Raw genomic sequence first — 23,751 nt, forward strand, 5'->3', positions numbered from 1 at the left:
CAGAATTTATGGATTTCTCAGGAATTGAAAATTCTAAGGATGGAAGAAAAAGAACTTGTTTGTATTTTGCGCATCCTTATTGTGCAAGTGAGCGAGGAACTAATGAAAATCACAACAGGATATTCAGACGATTTTATCCAAAGGGAACAGATTTTTCTAAATTGAATCCAAAACTTTTTGCTGAAGTTCAGGAATGGATGAATAACTATCCGAGAAAAATCCTTAAAGGGTCAACTCCAGAATTGGAACTTCAAAAACATATAGGTATGAATTTTAAGATTCCAATATAAAAAAATATCACCAGTTTAAAGAAACTGGCGACATTATTATTTACAAGTTACAAAAAGATGTCTTTATAATCCTGAACGGTAGCCGCATGAACTATTCTGGCACGAAGGGCTGCCCCACCTGATATTCCTTTTGAATAGGCAGCAAAGCGCTTTCGCATTTCCAGGCAGGCATGCTGTTCACTTGTTTCTGCTACAAGACGTTCGAGTTCTGCAAAACCTGTTTTTACCCTTTCTTCCGGTGGAAGAGGTTCATAACTTCCTTTTGTCAGCAAATCTGTGGCATCACGGAATATAAAAGGGTTGCCCATAGCACCGCGCGCAAACATCACCGCGTCGGCCCCGGTCTCTTCCAGCATAGCCTTAGCATCCTCTGGCTTAAAGAGGTCTCCGCTGCCAAAAACAGGAACGTGGCGGCCAGGCTCACGGCTTTCCCACTCGCGAACCAGCTCAACAAGCCCCTTCATAATGCCCCAGTCCGAATGACCTTCGTAACCTTGCGCGCGGGTACGCGGATGAATCGTAATCGCGCTAACCCCGGCATCTAAAGCAGCCTGAGCCGCTTCCCGCCAGGTCATCTGTTTAGACTCCCAGCCAGAACGGATTTTTACTGTTACAGGAACTCCGCCTTCTTCCGGTCTGCCACCGGCCGCTTTCACAACCGCTTCTGCAATCTTGTACAAGCGATCCGGGTCACGGGTAAGGGCCGAACCAGCACCGGTTTTTATGATTTTAGGCACAGGACAGCCGCAGTTAATGTCTATAACCTCGCAGCCTGTTTTTTCAAGTACTATATGAGTCGCATCTGTCATGATATCAGGCTCGCCGCCAAAAATCTGAACAGAATAGGCTTTTTCGTTATAGGCTCGTCGCATAAGGATTTCTGTTTTAAGGTTTTTGCGGACAAGAGCCTCGGCGCTTACCATTTCGGTATAGGTAAAGCAGGCTCCGTTTTCTATGCAGACAGAACGAAAGGCCGCGTCACTGTAACCAGCGACCGGCGCTAAAAAGAGATTTCCTTTTAATTCGACATTTCCGATTTTTACCGGATGATAGAGTTTGGCGTCCACCGGCTACTCTGTTGGCAGGTTGAAAGCCTTACAGCTGTTTGTCCACAACTGCTCGCTGAGTGCTTCCAGATCCATATCCAGCATTTCTGCAAGGAAGCGGGCTGTAGAAGGCAGGTAAGCAGGCATTGTTCTCTTTTTCTCACGGAATTCAGCCGGAATCATAAACGGACTTTCTGTTTCAATCAAAATGCGGTCTACCGGAATGTTCAAAACTGTTTCGTGGAGGTTTCTTGCATTACGGTAAGTAAGGTTTCCTGCAAAGCTGAACCAGATATTCTTGTCGAGACACTTCTTTGCAAAAGCGGCATCCTCAGAATAGCAGTGCAGAATCGCACCTGCATCAGGCATACGCTCTGTAAGAACATCATAAAGGTCCTTGCCTGCGTCGCGGTTATGAATGATTACAGGAAGATTATGCTTCTGTGCAATTTCAAGCTGAGTAATAAAAAGTTCAATCTGGCTTCTCTTGTCGCCAAACTGTTTAAAATAGTCCAGACCAGTCTCGCCTACTGCGACAACATTAGGCAGAGAAAGAGACTTTTCAATTGTGTTAATCCAATCCTGGCCTGGGTTTGTAACTTCAGATGGAGCAACCCCTACAGCATGGTAAATTCCAGAAATAGATTTTAAATTAGGATAAACCTTGTTAAAATCGTAGAGACTATTATTAATGCTGACAATGCGGGCTACTCCTGCCTGCTTTGCCTGTTGAATTACGCGCAATTGCTCAATAGGATCATCGTATATCAGCCCGATGTGAGCGTGAGTATCAAAAAACTTCATGGCTTATTCTTCCTAAAGATGAGATATATGTATATTAAATATAACACTAGAATGATTTATCGTCAAATTTAAAAAACATGCCGATAATATGAAAGGAGGAAGAGCGTTTGACTTAATTCAACGCTATATGGTATAATTTTACGAATATGTCAAAAACTCAGAAAGCTTTAAAGAAGTTTGAAAAACAGGTAGCCTCAAATGTAAGCCATGGATTCGGTGCTTTTACGCATAAAATCGGTGGCTTCTTTGTGCGTATCTTCAAGGTTTTTGACAGCAAGCTTACCATCATGATTGTACCTCACTCTCAGAGTAAGGTTATCAACTTCCAGACAAATGTATTTGCACTTCTGCTTGGAGTTCTTGTTACTATCGGTATTCTTGCATCATTCTTCTATTATAACAGACGTTCTATTTCTGCAAACATGGAAATCTCTTCTCTCGTAGAACAGAACCGAGCAACACTTGCCAGCCTCGACGAACTTCGTGATGAAAACGCTAACCTCTTCCAGGCTGCAAAACGTTTCCAGACATCTCTTTCACAGAGCCTTTCTTTACTTGGAATTGACCAGGTTACAAATAATTCAGAAACATCAGCTTCTAACGGAGATCTTTCTGCTTTGTTCAACACAACAGAAGTTACCCAGGGCTCCCTCAAAGAAGTTGCAGATGTAAAAGAGCTTACAAGCTATCTTGAAGATGCTGTAAAGCCTATCGAACAGATTGGAAAAATGCTTAAGACTCAGCAGAACCTCTTTACAGAAATCCCAAGTATTTGTCCGGTTAAAAATCCTAACTATCATATTTCTATGGCCTTTGGTCCAAACATCCACCCTCTCAACGGAAGCTGGTACATTCACAAGGGTATGGACTTCTCTACCTGGCGTTCTGGAGATGCAGTTCTCGCTACAGCATCGGGTCAGGTTGTAACAGTAGGTTTTGACAACAGTTTTGGTAACTACGTAATCATTAAACATAATCATGGTATGTATACACGTTATGCACACCTCCAGTATGCAAGAGTTAAAAAAGGTGAGGCTGTAAGCCAGGGACAGATTATCGGAGCAATTGGTAACACTGGTGTTTCAACTGGTCCACACCTTCACTACGAGGTTCATATCGGTTCTGATGTAGTAGATCCTGCAAAATACATAAACATCAATTTTTCAAAATAGGTTTCTATGGCTTTACGAGTAGATGACATCTCCATAAACACAATAATCGGAAAAGGCTCTGCAATTTCCGGTAATATGAAGGTTAACGGATTTATCCGTATTGATGGTGATATCGACGGCAACCTTGAAACTGACGGAAATGTTATCGTAGGCGAAAATGCCAGAATCCACGGAGACCTTACTGCTAAATCTGTAATTATCGGTGGAATCATAAAAGGAAATATTACGGCAAACGAAAGCGTAAAGATTCTTGCAGAAGCTGCAGTAATCGGTGATGTTATTTCCCGCAAGGTTCAGGTTGATGGTTCTGCAATTATTCACGGACACTGTATTTCAATTAAAGACGAGGCTGAATTCGGAAAGACTTCCGGCGAATACCTTCAGTCAAAGGCAATTAAAGAAAAGGTAATTCTGTAAATGGCTGAAATTGATTCTCTGGGCACAAATTATTATTACTCTGGTGTTCAGAATGCCTCTAATGAAGCTATAAAACGTAACACAAAAAAAGAAGAAGTTAAAAAGGCCGGCGGTAAAAAGGTTAGCTTTGCTAAACTGATGCAGGGCGAAGAAGCCGAAGAATCCCAGTTTGTTACCGAAGGCTTAAATCTTCCACCTGAAGTTGCTGCAATGTCTATCGACGAAGCGGCAGTTTTTCTTGCAGATGCAGTTTCTATGGCAGGGAATGATTTTTCGGAAGAACAGACTCAGGAAAATCTGGATCAATTCAAAACCTCGGTACGACAATTTATAACCTTTATAGTAAATAATAATTTCGAGGTTAAAAATCACAAGCAGCAGCTCCGCCCTAAAAAAGGCCAGCTGCCTCCATCCAGATTATTTTATTTTTCTGATTATAATGTTCGCCCTAAAACTACCGAGACCCGTTTCAAAATTGATGTAATCAATAAAAAGCTTGATGAACTGGCTCGCGAAACTCTTTCCAATCAAATGAATAATCTGCAGATTCTTGCACAGGTAAATGAAATAAAAGGTCTCATCGTAGACTTGATGTCTTCTTAATTCGTGAGGTATACTGAATTATTATGAGTGATATTTTTGAAACTGATATAGATGATGAGAACGAAAACCTTTCGTCTCTTGAAGATAATGACATTGATGTAGCGGCATCAGAGAACCTTGTTTTTGATTATCCGCTTTATCATCTTAAACTCGACTATTCCTGCGAAACTCTTTATGCCAAAACTCCAGACAGCAAAATGCAGATTGCCGCCGGTGACTTTGTGATTGTTCCAACCCGTTATGGCAAAGACATGGCCCGTGTTCTCGGAGTTGCAAAAAAACCTATAGGAATAAAACAATCTGATATTGTAACTATTGACCGTAAAGCAAGTGAAGCAGATCTTAAAAGACGCGATGAACTGATACAAAAAGAGAAAGACGCCTTCCCGATTTTCAAGGAGAAGGTTGCATATCACAAGCTCGATATGAAGCTTGTTGAAACTCACTTTCTTTTTGATGAACAGAAGGCTCTCTTCTTCTTCAGTTCTGACAGCCGTGTAGACTTCCGCGAGCTGGTAAAGGATCTGGTTTCTGTTTTCAAGATGAGAATTGAACTCCGCCAGATTGGTGTTCGTGATGAATCCCGCATTACCGGAGGACTCGGAGTTTGCGGCCGTCCATTCTGCTGTCATGGAGTATCTGATAAGCTGCGTCCGGTTTCCATCAAAATGGCAAAAGACCAGAACCTTTCTTTGAATTCTATGAAGATTTCCGGTCAGTGCGGCCGCCTGCTTTGCTGTCTTTCTTACGAATACGACTGGTACAACGAAGCCCGCAAGAGTCTTCCTAATGAGGGCGTTAGACTTTCTTATGATGGAACTGATTTCCGCATTACAGAAGTAAATCCGCTTACCTCAATGGTAAAAATGCTTGGTGACGATGGCCGCCTCCTCGAGGTAAACGCAAAACGCTTCTACCGCGACGGCAACCGCTGGAAGATTAATTAGATTGCCACGTCGCCCTACGAGCTCCTCGCAATGACGAACAACTCTGTCATTGCGAGCGTAGCGAAGCAATCCATATTAAATAACTAAAAACTTGAATTTCTTCTGTTATGATTTATAATAGATAGTACTATGATTTACATTAAGAAGTGGACAGACTATTACGAAGATTTTTTCCCTATTGAACCGAATCAGTATGAATTTTTCTCGGCTATGGGAGATGAGTTTACGGCTCCGGCTAAATTTTTAAGCGTAGAGTGCGGGCCTGCATTACTTTCGGAAAAGCTGCAGGAAAAACACGATGTAACTCTTACAGACTCTTTTGCAGAGTTTGTTCAGATTGCAAATACACGTCAGGCAAATAAGGAAAACCCAGCCCATGTATTCAATTTGAATCCGGCAGATATTGCCCGCTATCTTGGTAAAAACTTTTTTAATGTTATCGTTTGTCTCTGTTACCGCATTATCTTTATGAAAGACCGCACCTTAATCAAAAAGTTCCTTTTTGATTCTAAAATGCTTCTTTCTGACGGCGGCTACCTCGTACTCGATATCTTAAACTTCTCTAAATATGATTTCTCTGAAACAAAAATCGATCTTCCTCCTAAAAAGGCTGAACGTGCAACCCTCTATTCTTCAGTAATCAAGAATTCTGATTCTGTTCAGTACAAGCTTTTCCAGCATGTTGTTACAGCCAGCGGAAAAGTTATTGATGAAGTAAAGGATGAACTTATCTGCCCAATCAGTATGGAAACAATCCGCTCTTACGCTAAGGAAGTAAAATATTCATCTTGCGAATTCTTCAGCGACTATAACCGCACTCCATACTCTCCAGATTCAGACAAAATCATCTGCGTGCTAAAAAAATAAAAACTCACGTCATGCTGAACTTGTTTCAGCATCTATCAATGAGACCCCGAACCCTGAAACAAGTTCAGGGTCGGGGTGACGGCGAACTATTGCCCGTTATCCTCATTTACACTAAAATAGTACGTTATGAAAGCTACAAAAACAATTATCTCTACACTGCGTGAAGCTCCAAACGACGCAGTTATTGCAAGCCATCAGCTTATGATGCGCAGCGGTCTTATCCGCAAACTTGGAAACGGACTTTATGCTTACATGCCATTCGGATTCCGTTCTTTGATGAAAGTTGAAAAAATTATCCGCGAAGAACTCGACAACGCAGGCCTTCTTGAAATCAAACCTACAGTAATCGTTCCCGGTGACCTCTGGAAGGAATCTGGACGCTGGGACAAAATGGCAGGCGAAATGCTTACTGCACAGAACCGCCAGGGTCAGGACATGGTAGTTTCTCCAACTGCAGAGGAAGCTTTTACAGCCATCGTTCGCGAAGGACTTTCTTCTTACAAGCAGCTTCCTTTCACCCTCTATCAGATTAATACAAAATACCGCGATGAAATCCGCCCACGTTATGGTGTAATGCGTGGCCGCGAGTTCACCATGATGGACGCTTATTCTTTTGATAAGGACCAGGCAGACCTCGACGCTTCTTACGACAACGTAGCAGCAGCTTACCGCCGCATCTTTAAGCGCATGGGTCTTACTACAATTTCTGTAAAGGCCGACACAGGTTCTATGGGTGGTTCTGGTTCAGAAGAGTTTATGGTTGAATCAGAAGTTGGTGATGATACACTTCTCCTTTGTCCAAACTGTGATTATGCCGCAAACGTTGAAAAGGCAGCTTGTAAAAGTGAAGTGCCTCTCGACAGCAATGGACAGCCACAGAAAAAGACAGACCTTGCAATTGAAGAAGTTGCAACTCCAAATGTATTCTCAATTGAAGACATGGAAAAGTTCTTTGGCGAAAAATCAACTACCTTCCTTAAAGCTCTCATTTACAAGGTTTATAACTGTGCTGTTGATTTGTCAGGAACAGAGTTCTATAAGAATGCCCAGACTGTTACAGAGGGTGGACAGACTTATATTCCTGAGACTTTCTTCTGCGTACTTATTCGCGGAGACCTGGATGTAAACGAAACAAAGCTTGCAGCTGAATTGAAGGCTTCGGGTGCTGAGTTAGCTAGTGATGAAGATGTATTGAAGTACAGCGGTGCTCCACACGGCTTTGTTGGCCCTGTTGGAATTAAGATTCCTATAATTGCAGATAAATCAACAATTGATATGCACGACTGTATCGCAGGTGCCGGCAAGAACGGCTTCCACATTAAGCACGTTGAACCGGGCCGCGACTACACTCCATTTATGACAGTTGATGTTCGCACCTGTAAAGAAGGCGACCTCTGTCCTGAATGTGGCGGAAAGTTCTACATGAAGAAGGGTAACGAGCTTGGACATATCTTTAAGCTTGGAACAAAATATACAAAATCAATGAACGTAACTTACCTTGGCGAAAGCGGAAAGCCTGTAACACCTCTTATGGGTTGTTATGGAATTGGTGTAGACCGAACTCTCGCAAGCATCATTGAAGGTCACCACGACGACAAGGGAATCATCTGGCCTATGACTGTAGCTCCATATCAGGTAGCAGTTATTCCAATCCAGTATAAGGACAAGATGAAGGAAGTTGCAGATAAGATTTATGAGGACTTGAAGGCAGACGGAATCGAAGTAATTCTCGACGACCGCAACGAACGCCCAGGCGTTAAGTTCACAGACTCAGAGCTTATCGGCTATCCTATCCGCATCGTAGTTGGCGACAAGAATCTTCCAAACGTAGAAATGAAGCTGCGTCAGGATGCTGAGGCTACTCTTGTCCCTGCTGACGAAGTTGCTAAGAAAGCAGCTGATATTGTGCGTGAAGAATTGAAAAAATTGAATGCTTAGATTGTGTAACGGTGGTTTCGATACACTTCGCTTCGCGAAGCACTCAACCACCGAGACATCTGAGACTTTCCGGTGGTTGAGTGACGCATAGCGTCGTATCGAAACCACCGTAACATTGCAAATACACCGGTGATTGAGTGATGCGTAGCATCGTATCGAAATCACCGTATTCAGGATCACCCATGAAAAAACTAATCCTATCCATCATAACATCAATTATCATAAGCGCTGCCGCTGTTGCCCTCCCCGGCTTTACATCCTTTATTCCGGACAGCGCCGGTGAATATGTTTACTACCGCGATTCTTCTTTTACCCGCGAAAGCTACATCGGAATACTTGGTTATGATGATGCTACAATACAAATCCGCTATTTTGCGCCGCAGGATGATGAAGCAAAACTTCCAGCCAAAGAAATTGCAATTTTAGTTACTGTAGACCCGAAGGCAGATGTCTGGACAATGACCGGCGAAAAAATCATCTCTACCATTCTTCCGGATACTGATGACACTGATATTGTAAACTACCTTCACGACCTGCTTTACGAATTCTCTGCCCGCCGCATTTCAGCTGTGGCAGTTGAAACAGACAGTCTGATTCTGGACCAGGATTTTGCTCAGTTTGGTGGTAGAGTGACACTCACTTTTGATGCCCGCATCCCACTTTTTAACATCAAAAGTATTACAGATGAAAAAGGAACAAAGGTTTTTGACTGTGTGACTATCGGTACAATCAAATCCAGCGAGGACAAAAGTTTCGAGGCCTTTACTGGAGTTACAGCACCTAAACCTGCAGTTACAAAAGAGACCCGCAAGGCTGCAAAAGCAAAAATCTGCAAGTTCGAAAACCGCCAGGTTACTTTAGACGAAGGCTGGGAACAGAAAATGGAAAACTTCTGGACTCTGGGAAACGACTCGCTTATTACAATGTCAGTACTCCCAAAGGTCGCAGAAAATCAGCTTTTGAACGATTTGTATGTTCAGCGTAAATTACTTGAAAGCACAGAAGGCTCATACACAGACTTCCAGAACTGCGAAATCATCTATACACAGGCAAAAGACTCTTACAAGCTTGTAAGTACATCTTTCTTCCTGGAAAGCAAGGCTTCGGTTTATCTTACTAAGATTCTTACAAGAAATAATGACGGAGGCTTTGATTATTTTTCGATTTCGACATATCAGACAGCGTATCTGAAAAATCCGTCTTATTTTGATAAGATTGTAAAGTCATACAAATAGACCCCTGCCCCTTCGCGGCACAGCCGCTCGGAGACTCGCTTAAAATGCTCCACTGGAGCATTTTATCGGCTTTCAGCCGTCGCTCCCTAAGTTCGGGGTGACGTAAACTTCTGTCATGCTGAACTTGTTTCAGCATCTCTAGAACGAGCTTCTCGAAAGAGGGCTCGCGATTAATACACCTTCACTTCCCAGATAATCTCGTTTTTCACCCTCAATTAAGAATTGTACACTGCTTACAGTTGAGAAGGCTGTAGCAGTATATACTATCTGCTCCAGCTGATGGATGTAGCCTTCTACACCATAAGTATTGATTTCAAAGGCTTCGTTAAAGTTCAGATAGGCAACACCACCCTGCACCTTGGCACTGAGCAGTTTAGTTCCGGCAGGAATCAGGCTCATCAGATTACGCTCAGCAGAGATGGTTGTATCCGGCCCTTTCAAAAGCAAATTGATAGAAGTTGTAAGCGGTGAATCACTCTTAGAAACCTTACGTTTTACAAGCTGACGTACAACAGAACCATCACCATCAATATTTACAAAGCAAAGCTGAAGCTCAGTGGTAGCTGTAGCGGCGGGCTTTTTCTCTGACTCAACTTTCTTTGGCTCTTCTTTTTTTTCTTTAGCAACGGTGCTTGCATTTGCAGACTCAGAACTGCTATTATCACCGGTGGTTGAGTAGTCCGAAGGACATATCGAAACCACTTCTTCGGCAGGTTTTGAAGGAGCAGCATCTTCCGTCTCAATCTTTATAGTAACCTCGTCATTTTTCAGAGGAATAGTTTCTGTTTTCTTAGGCGCAGCTGGCTCATGCTGTTCAATAGCAGTTGGAGTAGACCCAAAAACCTTATCAAAGAAAGCAGTTTCTTTAAGGTTAGTGAAAATCTGGTCTTTTTTTACAAGAAATACAATCAAAATAATCAGCAAGCCCAGCAAAACACAAGCAGCTGCAAACAAAGTTGAATTTTTTTTCTTAGATGATTTTTTCTTCTGTGCCATATTTTGATTATCGGAAGAAAAAGTCCGGTGGTTGAGTACTTCGCATAGCGAAGTGTATCGAAACCACCAGTATCCGTTTAAACGTATCGAATTCGCTACGTTTAAAATCTGCTTTATGAAAAAAACGTCACGCCTGCTTCATTTTTAACCGTGTCGAATTGCACACGGATAGAAATGGAAAGAAATCTCATCATCTGTTATATTAAAACAAAAATCGCCGAGAGGTGTCTTAGACGCCCTGTTCGCTGTTTTTTTTCAGCCGCGTCACTCAAGCCTTCGAATCTTTCGGGGGCTTAAATTTTTGCGACTCCTGATAATTAGAACTCTTTCTCATCTTCTATAAAAGATTCTTTAGTTCCGATTTCCTTTGCATTTTGGGAAGAAATAGTTTTACCACCACGTTTTTCGAGAGATTTCCGTGCATCAAGAGCTACCTCTGCACCAGACACCGCTATTTGTGCACTCTCTGTCAAACTTGATGGATTTTCATTCTGAGAAATCTCCGTAGCAGAAGCCTCTGCAAGCATATTCAGAATGAGTTCTATATTTGTCATATTATCGCGTAAGTTTTCTTTCTTGAGGCCTTTGAATTCCTTGTAATCTTTTGAAGACATTCCCGCCCAGATCTTATACATTAAATCTGTTAGGAGGGCATATTCTTTTCCCTTCCTTACACCAGACTTATCCCATTCATCAGTAAGAGCCTTTCGAACTTCTATAGCCTTTATTCTCTGATTAATCCAGCCTTCACTATAGCCAAGTTTTCTGTAATTCTGAATTGCCCTGTCTATTGAGAGCTCCGGATCCACTGACTCATTCAAAACTTCATTACCAACTTCAGCAAGCCACATCTTGAATGGTTCTGCTTTAGGAGATGGAATTGATTGAATTAAACGAAGAACATTTTTAGTTGAAAGGACGTCTGTTTCCCTTAATTTTCCATCAGGGGCAATCAACTTCAACTGTACGATTTTATCGTACAGTTCGCTACCTTCTTTCGTTAGTTTGATTTTTAAATCGCTCCAATAACGTCTTGGATTCTGACTTTCCGTCAGAACTTCGACAATATCCACAACTGAAAAATACCATTCCTCTTCCTCGGCATTCCAGACATAGCGAATCTTCTTGTTTTCAAATAATTTGAGATTGTTTTGAGATTTTTCCATACCTTTTCCTCATGAGTAAATAGTTTTTCAGCGCCTGTCCAACCCCCGGCCTGAATTATGGTAAAGAAAAAACGAAGATAATAAACTGTCATTGCCGTGCTCGCCACGGCAATCTAATAATCACGTGCATACTAATAAATGCAATTTGTTCGTTGGAAGCGGTCTTCTGCACGGAATGCTTTACAGTTTTAATATACTGAAAACTAAACGGAAAGACAATTATTGTACAGATTAAAAAATCCTGGCAAACTCTTGCCAGGATTTTTAATTGTCATAATTATTTAGAAATTAATATTTCTCAAATCTGAAAGATTTACATAGATTTCAGTTGGTACAGAATTGTGGTCGTTTTCATTCAGATTAGTATAAATTGTTGTGAAAACTCTCTGACTTGAACTAGTTCCACTAATTTTTGCTTTTGTTGGTTCTCTAGGTTCCATACCATATGAGAATCCATAACTTCCCAACTGTCTACCTAATGTACCATTATTTCCTACAGCGTTCTTCTTCAAAGTTCCTGAAGCATAAGTATAATCAACACCATTTGCTCGTTTCTTCTGAATACTTGATTTTTCAATCATAAATGTATAAATATAGTTATTATAAGTTACTCTATATGCAAGATAATTACTATAATTTATATCATCGTATTCATAAGGCTCACAAACGATTTTTGTGTATCCACTAGGAACATCTGATTCATCATACCAAGGATAAGTCCATTCTGTCCAGCAATATTTAATAGTAACATTTTCAGTAATAATGAAAGAACTATCTAATTCATATCTTACACCATTCACTTCAAAATGACTAAACCAATAACCACGAACATCTGGATAATATCTACCAATATTTCCTAATGTATACTGACCTTTCTTCATTGTTCTATTTGAAGGAAGATTACTATATGGTAAATCAGAAATATAAGTAATAGTATAATTCTTAATGGTAAAAGTTTTTTCAACTACTTCACTTGCTACAGTAACATGCTGATTATGATAGTAAGCAACTGCTTTAATAGTTACAGAATCAGCATTATAGGGTACATAATTTGCAAAATAGTTGCAATTGTTACCTCTCTGACCTCTATAGGTAGTGCAATTTCCTACATTACACCCATTATTTATTACACTAGGTTCTGAACCGTCTACTGTAAAGTAATAATTGATATACTGCAATTCATTTGCGTAGTTTGAAATACTTAAACCAAAACGATAATCCAAATCACAACTAGTTATTGAATCTGTGAAAGCAAGTATTGGTCTTTCATAAGTTGGTTCAGTTGGTGTTTCTGTCTGTCCTGTATTTCCAGTATTATTTTCTCCATTTTGATTTGTATTATTCCCAGAATTATTCTCTGTGCTTGTTTGTTGATTACCTGTAGTTTCACCACCAGTTGTAGTCTCTCCTTGTTCTGTATTTCCAGTATTATTTTCTCCGTTTTGATTTGTATTATTCCCAGAATTATTCTCTGTGCCTGTTTGTTGATTACCTGTAGTTTCACCACCAGTTGTATTTTCTGGTGAGTTCGAATTACTACCACTTTCATCTGGTGTAGCAGGTAATTGTTCATTCGGTGCATTATTTACTGGCTGATTACTTGTTGCCTGAGTTGGAGTATTTGAGGTGTCTGGAGCTGATGTCTCTGGGGATTGCGATTCTACTTTGGGTGTCTCAGATGTGGGCGAATCACAACTTGTAAATACAAAAATAACACTAAAAATAATTAATACAATCTTTTTCATATTGTGTCCTCCTTATGAATAAAAAAGTATTATTACAATATCTGTTCATTTTCTAACTGTTTTACTGTAGCCTCGAAGATTGCATGAAAGAGTTTTGCAGCAATTATTCTATTTTTTGCATTGTTACTCATTTTTTTTGGTAATTTGTTTTCAAAATCATCCTTTAGTAAAATTTTCGCATTCTCTAAATTTCTTACGACTTCTGTTGTCTCTCCTCTCTTTCTTGAAGAAACAACACCGATAAAACAATTGTATTCGTCTATTAATTTAATATTGTTTTTTACAGTTTTAGACTCATCCCCTTCTGTGCCTACATAAATATACTTCTCATTAATCTTAAACCATGCACAGGTATCCACATCTGATTCACGATAAATTTCAGCATAATCCGCAACTTCTGTAAGCAAATTGATAAGTATATTTAAAGTTGTAGATTTTCCTTCATCTTTATTGGCTACCAATGCAATAATTGAACTCATATCTATATTCCTCCTCCCTAAAATAATGTGATTATTTTGCAATTAGTAATCACATAATATTAGTACTAATTTATTATTATATCACTATATTATAGTATTAGCAAATTTTTTAACCACAGAATAATGTTATTATAGATTCATGACTTTTAGAGAACGCTTGCGTGAACAAATTGATTATTGCGGTTTTCTTGATAAGGAAGTTGCTTCTATGGCTGGAATAAGTAAAAGAACAATAGACAGTTATGTCGGTTCTGAAGCTTGTATGCCTTCAGCAGAAGTAGCTGTACGCATCGCAAAAGTTCTTGGAGTCACTGTAGAATATCTTGTAACAGGAGAAAAGGATTCTCGAACTCTTCAAAATAATGAAGCTGATATTTATAATGAAAAAACAAGAAACTTACTTAAGCATTTTTCGAAACTATCAAATCACGACAAAGACCTTCTAGTTTCGTTTGCAGAGACTATGGAAAAGGCTAAGTAATTTCCAAAATTGAAACTACTGAATTGTCAATAAAAACTAACTATCCAAAACCTTCGCAGCTTCGACAATATACGCAAATGATTCCAGATTTATTTTTCTCATAAAACTTAGTTTGCTGAATCTTGTTTTGCTTATATCTTCTTTTATATACAAATTGAAATCTGATATCTTTCTTAACGGCTTATTTTTCAAAATGCATGAAGCCACATACATAATTCTGCATGCATTAAAAGCCGCTGTTTCTCCTGTGTATTTTTCACTATAAATATGATTAACAATGCTTTTGATTCCCTTGAATAGCTGCGGATATTCTGTTCCTATTTTGCCTTTTCCAATGACACAACAGGCTGCATCAATAGTATCCAGCAAAACATCTTCTGATGTATTTTCTATTCCTCGGAAAGCCAGCTCTGCATTTACCGTTGCCATGTAAGATTCATAAATGTCTTCATAATTAGAAGAAGCCTCGAATAAGCAGGCTACATCATAAAGCTGTTTGATTATTTCAAGTTCTTTATCTTCCCCAAAATGTATTCCGGTTGTATGCGGAGCAAAGGCTGTTAATTTGTCTCCAAGAATACAGTCCGGTGTTGGAACAGAAACTTCCAGACAAGGATCTTCTGTTAACAGAAACTCATTCTTTATTGGTTTACTTATAAGTTTACTATAATGACATTCATCAAAAACTATATCCAGAAGTATGTAGAAATCTTCATTATTAACTGGCGAATCATAAATAAATTTATAATGCCGTTTTTCTATGTTGTTCTTTCCTATCCGAATTTGTTCTTTTACATCAACAAAAGGAAAGATTTTTGAAGCTTCTTCTATAAATGATTTTACATCGGTGCCAGGTTTTACAATAATATCAATATCTGTAGAAAGCCTGCGAGGACTTTCCAGAAGCAACATTAAACAACTTCCGCCTTTAAAAATAAACGGCATTCCAACTCTTGCCAACGCCTCAAGTAATCCTAAGGCATAAATGCTTCGTTCTAAAAGTAAAAGGTTAATACTCTTGCGGCTGCGCAGCTCATTTATATGTTCTAAGGTAAACGTTTCTTTTTTTATCACTGCATTTCCTCCGAATGAATTTTTACACTTGTTTTTTGCTTTAAAAAGTCTCTTATTTCATCTGCCTTGTTGCGTCGCTTTGCATACCGGAAGAGCTTTACCTGATCTATATAATATTTTGAAAACATATCTTCTATAGCAGCTGGATAATCTCCCCTTGTGAGAAATGAAGACATAAGTTTACTTGCAAACATATCTACAATTAGTTTTTCAAGAGTGATTTCATATTTGTCATTCCTTCCTCTTGGAGATTCACTTACAAGCCTTTGAATTATTATTCCGTCATCTTTTCCATATCTGTAAACTTCATCTGATGTTGGTTTTAACAAAACTTCATTTTGATATTTTTCTGATATGGTTTGATAAATAAAATCTGTTCCATCATTTTCAACTTCTACAAAGATTTTATTATGTGCAATCTGGTGATTAACAAATTCATTTAATAGCGTTAATTCCCATACACGAAAGTCTATTAATGGAAATTGTTCTGATATGATATCTTTTATTTCCTTTGCTTTTTTTGAATAATGAGGTTGATATTCTGAAAATCCGATTTCAGATTTTTTTTGATATTGATTTCTTCCAACCCGAACAATTAAATCTGAAGCAAGCAGTTTTTCTAATAAGTTGCGTATGTCGGTTTGTGAAAACTGCTGTTCTAAAGACACTGCAACCTTAAAAATGTCATTACGAGAAAAAGTCTGTTTATTAAGTTCAGAGATTATTGAAGTATCATTCATAACTTTACCATATCGGCAAATTATTATATTTTTGCCGATATGGTAATAATAACATATAACACTAAAAAATCAAATGAATTTCTGCTTTTATGTTAAAAAATATTCCCCGGTCAAGCCGGGGAATGACACATAGAGTGGCGGTGGTTTCGATACACTCGCTTCGCGAGTACTCAACCACCAGGGCTTTCTTTTATTTAGCGAGATATTCGTTTATGCCCGCAGCAGCCTTACGTCCTTCACCCATGGCGAGGATTACTGTAGCGGCACCGAGGACGATGTCGCCGCCGGCCCATACTTTGGCGTGGTGAGTAGCCTGCTTTTCGTCTACCAGGATGTGACCGCGCTTGTCGGCGTCGAGGCCTGGTGTTGTGCTTACGAGGAGTGGGTTTGAACCGTTTCCGAGGGCAACAATCATTGCGTCACAAGGAACGTCGTGCTCTGAGCCTGGAATTGGCACTGGAGAGCGGCGGCCAGATTCGTCTGGTTCACCAAGTTCGTAGCTGAGACAGCGAACACCTACAACCTTACCTTCTTCGTTACCGAGTACTTCTACAGGGTTTTCGAGGAAGCGGAAGTTTACGCCTTCTTCTTCTGCGTGGCCAATCTCTTCCAGACGGGCAGGCATTTCGTTTCTTGTACGGCGGTAAACTACATCAACAGTTTCTGCTCCAAGGCGGAAGGCCATGCGGGCAGCATCCATTGCAACGTTTCCGGCACCACAAACTACTACGTGCTTTGCTTCGTAGATTGGAGTTGCGGCGTGATCTTTATCGTAACCCTTCATAAGGTTTGCACGAGTAAGATATTCGTTAGCAGAGAATACACCAATAAGGTTTTCTCCAGGAATGTTTAAGAACTTTGGAAGACCTGCACCAGTTCCAACGAAAGCGGCATCAAAGCCCTTTTCTGAAAGAAGCTGATCCAGAGTATCTGTACGGCCAACAAGGAAGTTTGTTTCAAACTTTACGCCGATTTTCTTAAGATTTTCAATTTCATCCTGAACGATTTTCTTTGGAAGACGGAATTCAGGAATACCGTACATCATTACACCACCACACTTGTGGAAGGCTTCAAATACAGTAACTTCGTGACCGGCACGTGCACAGTCTGCAGCAACTGTAAGACCAGCAGGACCAGAACCGATAACTGCAACCTTCTTTCCTGTAGCTGGAGCAACCTCAGGCATTGTAACCTGATTGTTTTCGCGCTCCCAGTCTGCAACAAAGCGTTCCAGACGGCCGATAGAAACAGCCTTTTCCGGGTTCTTCCAAACCTTACCAACTGTACACTTACCCTGGCACTGTTTTTCCTGAGGACAAACACGTCCACAGATTGCAGGCAGAAGGCTAGTCTTTTTGATTGTATCAACAGCGGCCTTAAAGTTTTCGTTAGCGATTTCACGGATAAAGCCCGGAATATCAATATTTACAGGGCAGCCTTCCATACAGAAAGGTTTTGCACACTGAAGACAGCGGTTAGCTTCTACAATAGCCTGTTCCTTTGAAAAACCAAGGGCAACTTCTGCCATCTGGCGGGCACGAGTCTTTGGTTCAAGAGTAGGCATTTCCATCTGAGGAATGGCATTGCGGTCTTTAGCAGTGAGCTTGCCGTTAGCCTTAATCAAATCATTAATTTTATTAAGTTCTTCTGTTACATTAATTGCCATTTTCTTGCTCCTACTTTTCGATACCAAGACCAATCTTGCACTTGTGGAAATCTTCCTGCTCGCGTGGCTTGAAAGATTTCATACGCATCATCATGTTGTCCCAGTCTACAATGTGAGCATCGAACTCAGGACCGTCTACACAAACGAACTTTGTTTCTCCGCCAACAGATACACGACAGCCACCGCACATTCCGGTTCCGTCAATCATAATTGTGTTCAAAGAAACTGTAGTCTTAACGCCGTACTCCTTAGTTGTAGCAGCGCAGAACTTCATCATGATTGGAGGTCCGATTGCGATAACTTCAGCAGGTGGACACTGGCTTTCACACATTTCCTTTACAGGTACTGTAGAAACACCTTGGCGACCTGCAGAACCATCATCAGTCATAATGATTACTTCGTCTGCAAGGGCCTTCATTTCATCAACATAAATCAAAAGATCTTTATTGCGGGCACAGATAACCATGATTACCTTGTTACCGATAGCCTTGTGAGCCTGAACGATAGGGTAACATGGAGCAACACCAAAACCACCACCTACTACAAGTACAGGGCGGTCATATTTTTCGATTTTAGATGGATTTCCAAGAGGACCGAGCACAGCAGGAAGTTCTTCACCAGCCTCTTTCAAAGAAAGTTTCAAAGTAGATGCACCAACAGCCTGGAAAACGAGAGCAATCCAGCCCTCTTCGGCATTTGCATCAGCGATTGTAAGCGGAATGCGCTCACCAAAGTCCAGATCAACCTGAACGATAACAAACTGTCCTGCCTTGCGGTTGCGTGCAATTTCAGGAGCAGTAACCTTCATATAAAATACACCGGCAGAAAGCTGTTTTTTTTCAATAATTTTAAACATCTTCAGTCCTCTTAAAAAACAAATAGTAAATTATTTTACAATAAAAAAACGCGATGGGCAACATGCACCATCGCGTTTTTTTATGAAAAGGATTTTTTTTAGAATCCAAAAGTTACATAAGTATAAACACCAATTCCGGCGACAGACAGACTCTTTATGAAGTTTGAAGACTGTGTCGAAATACCAAGATCAAGCTGGAATACACGAACATTCAAAGTAGTACCAAACTGATGAATAAAGATCTGATCTGTATACTCTGTTGAAACTCCAACCTTTAAGATATTAATGAGATTAAGATTAATTCCAAGGTAGTATTCAGGATAGAATGATGCACTGTCGCTGAATGGTCTGCGTACTCCAAAACCGGCACCTGCACGGGCTGTAAACAATGAACCAAGAAGATTCTTGTCTGCATAAATGTTCAACTTGAGCGGACGAGTTACAGCAAGATCAGACTCTTCATTTGTAACAACAGTGTCTGATTTGTTGCTTTCAGAGCTGCCAAAATCTGTAAACTTCATAGCGTATCCTGATCCCTGCTGAATATCAGCTCTGTGATACAGATGTCCAGGAATAAGAGGAATGCGGCAGGTTGCCTCAAGAGCAAGGGTACCAGTCAACTGATATGAAACTCCACCACCAATATCAAATCCATAGCCTCTTGCCAGTGCTGTAGACAGCTGTGTAGAATCAAGCGAAATCTCTCCATCTCTTGACTCTAAGTCAGAAATAGAATAAACAGTCATGTTTGTATTCATATTTACAAAGAGGTTTCCGTCTGAATCATTAACGACATTTATAGTTCCTCCACTGTCACGAATTGAAAGGAGTGGCAGGAATACAGCCGGCTGAACATTAATCTTAAACTTTCCAAGTCTGAAGCCTACATCAACCTTTGAAAAAGCAAATATATCAGCATCTGTTTTGAAAGAAAAATCCATAGGTTCGCCAATGGTATTACCATAACCAAGGAAATCAAAAAGATCGTCTCCAACAGTCATGCTAGAATATACTTCTGAACCTGTAGAAAATCCTACATGAATATCTCTGATATTGATATTAAAAGCTATAGATGGCTGAGCATCTGCACGGATATTAAATCCACTGTCAGGACATTCATTAGCAATTTTTCTAAGATCGACAACAAGATCCTTCTTCAGAAAATCGTTGAGGCCAAAAAGGTTATTTGAAAAATCAGCCTCAGCTCCAACTTTTACTTCAAAAAAACGCTGAGAGAAGAAGTTCTTTGAAAAGGCAGCTGTAGTGATAACTGAAACTGCAAATATACAAGCAAGTAATTTTTTCATATCCTACCCCCTTATTTTACCTGAACAGTTCCATTAGTTGTAAAACCGATTTCGATATTCATATCAATTTTCTTTTCACGAGGAATTGAGAATCGTGTATCTTTATTGATAAAAATCTTAAAGTTAGGATTGATTTGAGATGCAGCCTTCATTCTCTGAATTGTAGTCTGCTTCAATTCCATAACACTCTTATCATCTTCTGTAATATTCTTGCCTTTTTCAACAAACTTTATTTCAGTTCCTCTTTCATAATTGCCGTCACCAACAAGGTCGATTCCAAGTGACATACCTGCCGAAGAATAAAGCGGAAGATTATAAATAATATATTTGAATGAAACTGCATCCATAACATTCAGATATTTAGAGAATTCATTTTCTTTTGTTTCTGTTACAGCGTCGTTGCTGGTTTCTGTTGCTTCAGCTGCTTCTTCTGAGCCGCCAGACATCTTATTTACGTCCATTGCGACATCTTCAAGAACGTCAAAGTACAGTGGAAGGTCGATTACGGCGTAAATTTGTATTGCAATACCATGTTCGTTTGCATATGCAACATCAAAACCTCGTTTAGCTTTTACGGCTGACAATTCATATGAAATACACAACTGTGACTCTTCCGGAATATTCTGCATGTTCAAATAGTCAGTAACAAAAACTTTGTTTACATAAGATGTATTGTCAAAATTTGTAATTACTGTATTATCTTCCATCTGAAAAGCAGGCTTAGGTTTATTTTCTATTCCATTATCAAAAATTACTTCTGGAGTAGTATTTTGAACCGGAGTGCTGTCTTTTGTTCCATAGAACATTTTCAATTCTACATTGGCATCCAGCCCTTCAGGCATAACACAATATAAATACATTGGAACTGAAGCAAACTTGATCTTACCTTCCAGGTCATTACCCATTGAAGAAGCCATATCGACAAGAATTGTTGAAGGATTAAAATCGAGACCAACAGTAGCAGTACTATTTTCAAGAGTATTAATTGGTACATCATCGGTTACTTCTGTTATTGATCCAAACACAGATGAAGATTTAGCTGTATCGCTAGATACTACCGTAGCATCAAGTACCTTTAAATCCAGCAGATAATGCTGGGTATTTTTATCGATTTTTCCAGGGAAATAATCGTACTTTGCAACGTTTGCAACTCCGTCCGAATTACCCAGCATAGAATCCTTATCCATGCTTTCATCAAGGTCATTTGTAAAATTACCTAAAGAAAAACTGTAATCTGCTTCTGTTTTTACAGCTACAGTCTGTGGAATCTGCCAGGAACAACCGGCAAATGCCATAACAACGCCCATAGAAATTATAGCTTTCGCTATTTTTTTCATAAGACACCTCCTGAAACCGCAGTTTCTGCGGAAAACTCTCATAGATATAACAATTTTCGGATTAAATTAAAAAGACTTTTTGTATTTTTAAATTGTACTCCTCTCTCGTGCCTATGGATTATAACACATAAGGCACGAAAAAAGAACACTTTTAGATGTTTTTTTGCTACTTTTTATTGTTGAAAAAAGCCGCAAATGGATTATAGCTCATTCCATCGTCATCACGGTCGGCCCGGTGGTTGAGTGAACGCGAAGCGTTTGTATCGAAGCCACCTTTTGATGAGGCACCGCCCTTCTTTACTACTACTACGCGGCGGCCTGTGCCATTTCCACTGCCTGAAGCGCCATCGCGTGGACTGTCGCGGCGGACAGAGCTCTTCTGGCCAGTACCTGCACGGCTTGCTGCATCACTCTTAAGGGAAAGTGCAATGCGGCGGCGGTCGCGGTCAAGTTCAATAATAGTAAACTCGTGAACATCACCGACCTTTACAACGTCCATAGGGTTTTCTACGAAGCTGTCTGAAAGCTCACTAAGGTGAACGAGACCTGTTTCGTGGAGGCCGATGTCAACAAAGGCACCAAAATCTACTACGTTTTTGATTTTTCCGGTTACCTTCATTCCTTCCTTGAGGTCTTCGAACTGCAAAACACCCTTCTGCATGATTGGAGCAGGATAGCCGTCGCGAGGGTCGCGGTTTGGCTTCTGAAGTTCGTCAACGATGTCTTTTACAGTTGTTTCGCCTATGTTATATTTTTCTGCAAGCTTTTTGATTAAGTCTGCAGGAACCTTTTCTTTTTTCTGAATATATGGAAGAACCTCGCGGGCTGCGTCGTAGTTTTCAGGGTGAACCCAGGTATTGTCCAGCGGGTCTGAGCTTTCTGCAATCTTAAGGAAGCCGGCACACTGCTCAAAGGCTTTTGGTCCAAGGCCAGGTACGTTTTTAAGGTCTTCGCGGCTCTTGATTTTGCCGTTCTGGTCGCGGTAGGCAACAATTTTCTTTGCTGTAGTGGCGTTGATGCCCGAAACGTACTTCAAAAGTGAGTAGGACGCAGTATTGAGGTTTACCCCAACGTTATTTACAACCGAGCCTACAACTTCATCAAGCTGTTCAGCAAGCTTTTTCTGATTTACATCGTGCTGATAAAGGCCTACACCAATTGCCTTAGGGTCAATTTTAACGAGTTCGCTGAGTGGGTCCTGCAGGCGGCGACCCATAGAGATGGCACCACGAATTGTAAGGTCCAGATCCGGGAATTCTTCGCGGGCAATATCACTTGCCGAATAAACCGAAGCACCTGATTCATCAACTACGGTGTAAACTACATCATTATAGTTATCGCTGATAACCTTGCTTACGATTGCCTGAACTTCCTGTGAGCCGGTACCGTTACCAACTGCAACTACCTGAATGTCGTATTTGTCGATGGCGTCGTTAATCATTTTGTAAGAGCCGTCCGGGTCTGTAACCTGAAAGAACTTAAAGTAGCCGAGGTACTTACCTGTTTCGTCGAGGGCAGCACACTTTGTACCTGTACGAATACCAGGGTCAACACCAAGCACGCGACTTCCCTTAATTGGCTGGGTCATCAAAAGGTTTTTGAGGTTTTCGCTGAAGATACCGATTCCGTGAACATCAGCCTCGTCTGCTTCGTCACTACGGATTTCGCGCACAACGGCAGGACTCAAAAGACGAACAACGCCGTCTTCAATAGCATCTTTATGATAGTTATTGTGAATGTCTGCACGACGCTGCAAATCAGCAATTGCTGCATCTACATCAACATCAATAGTAACTTCAAGGGCACCTTCGCGCTCGCCGCGGTTAATTGCGAGAATGCGGTGTGGTTTTACCTCGTTCAAAGGCTCACTGTAATCCCAGTACATTTTGTAGGTAGAAGTATTCTCTGCAACGGCAGCATCCTGTCCCTCAGGAACGATACCCTTTGTTTTAATTGTACCGGTTCTCATATAAAGGTCGTGAATTGCTTCGCGGTTAGAAGTTTCCTGGGAAACACGCTCTGCTATGATATCTTTTGCACCGGTGAGGGCGTCAGCGGCCGACTCCACATTCAAAGCCGGGTCTTCATTATCAGTTTTAATAAACTTTTCTGCTTCCTTCTCGCAGGCAGCGTCATCATTATCAGCCAAAATAAAATCAGCCAGAGGCTCAAGTCCCTTTTCTGCGGCAATCATTCCGCGGGTCTTCTTCTTTTTCTTGAATGGAGCCCAAAGGTCTTCAAGGGCAGTCATTGTAGTAGCCGACATAACGGCGTTATACAAAGTTTCAGTAAGTTTTCCCTGAGCAAAAATGCCTTTTACAATTTCAAGGCGGCGGTCTTCAAGGTTATGATATGATTTATAGAGGTGGTCACAGTCGCGAACCTGAACCTCATCAAGATTGTCATGCTTTTCCTTGCGGTAACGGCTGATGAATGGGATTGTACATCCTTCTTCAACCAGGCTGATAACAGCACTCACCTGCTGCACGCGGATATTAAGTTCTTCCGCGATTTTTTTCATAATTTCCACTTCATTAACTGAAAGTGCGTCGATAGTTTCTTGTGTAAATTCCATAGTGGGAGTA

At 40.5% G+C, this 23,751-nt stretch carries 22 protein-coding genes; 9 read left to right on the plus strand and 13 right to left on the minus strand.

Features of this window, described 5'->3' with window-relative positions; genetic code table 11:
• Positions 1-290: IS30 family transposase (locus G626_RS18200; protein WP_196800471.1), on the plus strand; the 290-nt coding region annotated here is incomplete at its 5' end.
• A 47-nt stretch (positions 291-337) separates the two neighbouring features.
• On the opposite strand, the gene dusB is transcribed toward G626_RS18200, so the two are convergent.
• Both dusB and G626_RS0108310 read right to left on the minus strand, forming a co-directional pair.
• Positions 338-1,357 (minus strand): tRNA dihydrouridine synthase DusB, encoded by a 1,020-nt coding sequence (gene dusB / locus G626_RS0108305; protein WP_022932326.1) that lies wholly within the window; start codon positions 1,355-1,357, stop codon positions 338-340.
• A 3-nt stretch (positions 1,358-1,360) separates the two neighbouring features.
• Positions 1,361-2,140, minus strand: coding sequence for a TatD family hydrolase (locus tag G626_RS0108310; RefSeq protein WP_022932327.1), 780 nt, complete (start codon positions 2,138-2,140; stop codon positions 1,361-1,363).
• Between the two features lie 146 nt (positions 2,141-2,286).
• Here G626_RS0108310 and G626_RS0108315 point away from each other — a divergent pair, with 146 nt between their 5' ends.
• From G626_RS0108315 to G626_RS0108345, 7 genes are all read left to right on the plus strand, one after another.
• Positions 2,287-3,312 carry a M23 family metallopeptidase gene (locus G626_RS0108315; protein ID WP_022932328.1) on the plus strand — a complete coding sequence of 342 codons (1,026 nt, stop codon included), beginning with the start codon at positions 2,287-2,289 and terminating at the stop codon, positions 3,310-3,312.
• 6 nt (positions 3,313-3,318) lie between these two features.
• On the plus strand, positions 3,319-3,729 hold the full coding sequence (locus G626_RS0108320; protein ID WP_022932329.1) for a bactofilin family protein: 411 nt from the start codon (positions 3,319-3,321) through the stop codon (positions 3,727-3,729).
• Positions 3,730-4,332 (plus strand): YaaR family protein, encoded by a 603-nt coding sequence (locus G626_RS0108325; protein WP_022932330.1) that lies wholly within the window; start codon positions 3,730-3,732, stop codon positions 4,330-4,332. It begins immediately after the preceding gene.
• A 23-nt stretch (positions 4,333-4,355) separates the two neighbouring features.
• On the plus strand, positions 4,356-5,279 hold the full coding sequence (locus tag G626_RS0108330; RefSeq protein ID WP_022932331.1) for a PSP1 domain-containing protein: 924 nt from the start codon (positions 4,356-4,358) through the stop codon (positions 5,277-5,279).
• Between the two features lie 129 nt (positions 5,280-5,408).
• Positions 5,409-6,146: a hypothetical protein gene (locus G626_RS0108335; RefSeq protein ID WP_022932332.1), complete on the plus strand. Its 738-nt coding sequence runs from the start codon at positions 5,409-5,411 to the stop codon at positions 6,144-6,146.
• A 126-nt stretch (positions 6,147-6,272) separates the two neighbouring features.
• On the plus strand, positions 6,273-8,084 hold the full coding sequence (locus G626_RS0108340; RefSeq protein WP_022932333.1) for a proline--tRNA ligase: 1,812 nt from the start codon (positions 6,273-6,275) through the stop codon (positions 8,082-8,084).
• Positions 8,085-8,266: 182 nt separating this feature from the next.
• Positions 8,267-9,319 carry a hypothetical protein gene (locus tag G626_RS0108345; protein WP_022932334.1) on the plus strand — a complete coding sequence of 351 codons (1,053 nt, stop codon included), beginning with the start codon at positions 8,267-8,269 and terminating at the stop codon, positions 9,317-9,319.
• A 138-nt stretch (positions 9,320-9,457) separates the two neighbouring features.
• On the opposite strand, the gene G626_RS17425 is transcribed toward G626_RS0108345, so the two are convergent.
• From G626_RS17425 to G626_RS0108365, 4 genes are all read right to left on the minus strand, one after another.
• Entirely contained in the window at positions 9,458-10,315 is an 858-nt protein-coding gene (locus G626_RS17425; protein ID WP_022932335.1) for a GerMN domain-containing protein, read from the minus strand.
• A 317-nt stretch (positions 10,316-10,632) separates the two neighbouring features.
• Positions 10,633-11,481 (minus strand): BRO family protein, encoded by an 849-nt coding sequence (locus G626_RS0108355; protein ID WP_022932336.1) that lies wholly within the window; start codon positions 11,479-11,481, stop codon positions 10,633-10,635.
• A 281-nt stretch (positions 11,482-11,762) separates the two neighbouring features.
• Positions 11,763-13,226, minus strand: a complete 1,464-nt coding sequence (locus tag G626_RS0108360) for a hypothetical protein (protein WP_022932337.1) — start codon at positions 13,224-13,226, stop codon at positions 11,763-11,765.
• A gap of 32 nt (positions 13,227-13,258) precedes the next feature.
• Positions 13,259-13,705, minus strand: coding sequence for a hypothetical protein (locus tag G626_RS0108365; RefSeq protein WP_022932338.1), 447 nt, complete (start codon positions 13,703-13,705; stop codon positions 13,259-13,261).
• A gap of 139 nt (positions 13,706-13,844) precedes the next feature.
• Between G626_RS0108365 and G626_RS0108370 the strand changes: the two genes are divergently transcribed.
• Positions 13,845-14,186 (plus strand): helix-turn-helix domain-containing protein, encoded by a 342-nt coding sequence (locus G626_RS0108370; protein WP_022932339.1) that lies wholly within the window; start codon positions 13,845-13,847, stop codon positions 14,184-14,186.
• A 36-nt stretch (positions 14,187-14,222) separates the two neighbouring features.
• Here the strand turns inward: G626_RS0108370 and G626_RS0108375 are convergent, their stop codons facing one another.
• From G626_RS0108375 to G626_RS0108405, 7 genes are all read right to left on the minus strand, one after another.
• Positions 14,223-15,260 (minus strand): nucleotidyl transferase AbiEii/AbiGii toxin family protein, encoded by a 1,038-nt coding sequence (locus tag G626_RS0108375; protein WP_022932340.1) that lies wholly within the window; start codon positions 15,258-15,260, stop codon positions 14,223-14,225.
• Entirely contained in the window at positions 15,257-16,000 is a 744-nt protein-coding gene (locus G626_RS15890; RefSeq protein ID WP_022932341.1) for a DUF6577 family protein, read from the minus strand. The genes G626_RS0108375 and G626_RS15890 overlap by 4 nt, the downstream gene beginning before the upstream one ends.
• A 190-nt stretch (positions 16,001-16,190) precedes the next feature.
• Complete coding sequence (gene gltA / locus G626_RS0108385) at positions 16,191-17,666, minus strand: NADPH-dependent glutamate synthase (protein WP_022932342.1); 1,476 nt, start codon at positions 17,664-17,666, stop codon at positions 16,191-16,193.
• 10 nt (positions 17,667-17,676) lie between these two features.
• Positions 17,677-18,522 carry a sulfide/dihydroorotate dehydrogenase-like FAD/NAD-binding protein gene (locus G626_RS0108390; protein WP_022932343.1) on the minus strand — a complete coding sequence of 282 codons (846 nt, stop codon included), beginning with the start codon at positions 18,520-18,522 and terminating at the stop codon, positions 17,677-17,679.
• Between the two features lie 98 nt (positions 18,523-18,620).
• Positions 18,621-19,829: a hypothetical protein gene (locus G626_RS0108395; RefSeq protein ID WP_022932344.1), complete on the minus strand. Its 1,209-nt coding sequence runs from the start codon at positions 19,827-19,829 to the stop codon at positions 18,621-18,623.
• A gap of 11 nt (positions 19,830-19,840) precedes the next feature.
• Positions 19,841-21,166 carry a hypothetical protein gene (locus tag G626_RS0108400; RefSeq protein ID WP_022932345.1) on the minus strand — a complete coding sequence of 442 codons (1,326 nt, stop codon included), beginning with the start codon at positions 21,164-21,166 and terminating at the stop codon, positions 19,841-19,843.
• Between the two features lie 166 nt (positions 21,167-21,332).
• Complete coding sequence (locus G626_RS0108405; protein WP_022932346.1) at positions 21,333-23,741, minus strand: helix-hairpin-helix domain-containing protein; 2,409 nt, start codon at positions 23,739-23,741, stop codon at positions 21,333-21,335.
• Between the last annotated feature and the right edge of the window lie 10 nt (positions 23,742-23,751).

It is taken from the genome of Treponema bryantii NK4A124 (assembly GCF_000421345.1).
GTDB classification, from domain to species: domain Bacteria; phylum Spirochaetota; class Spirochaetia; order Treponematales; family Treponemataceae; genus Treponema_D; species Treponema_D bryantii_B.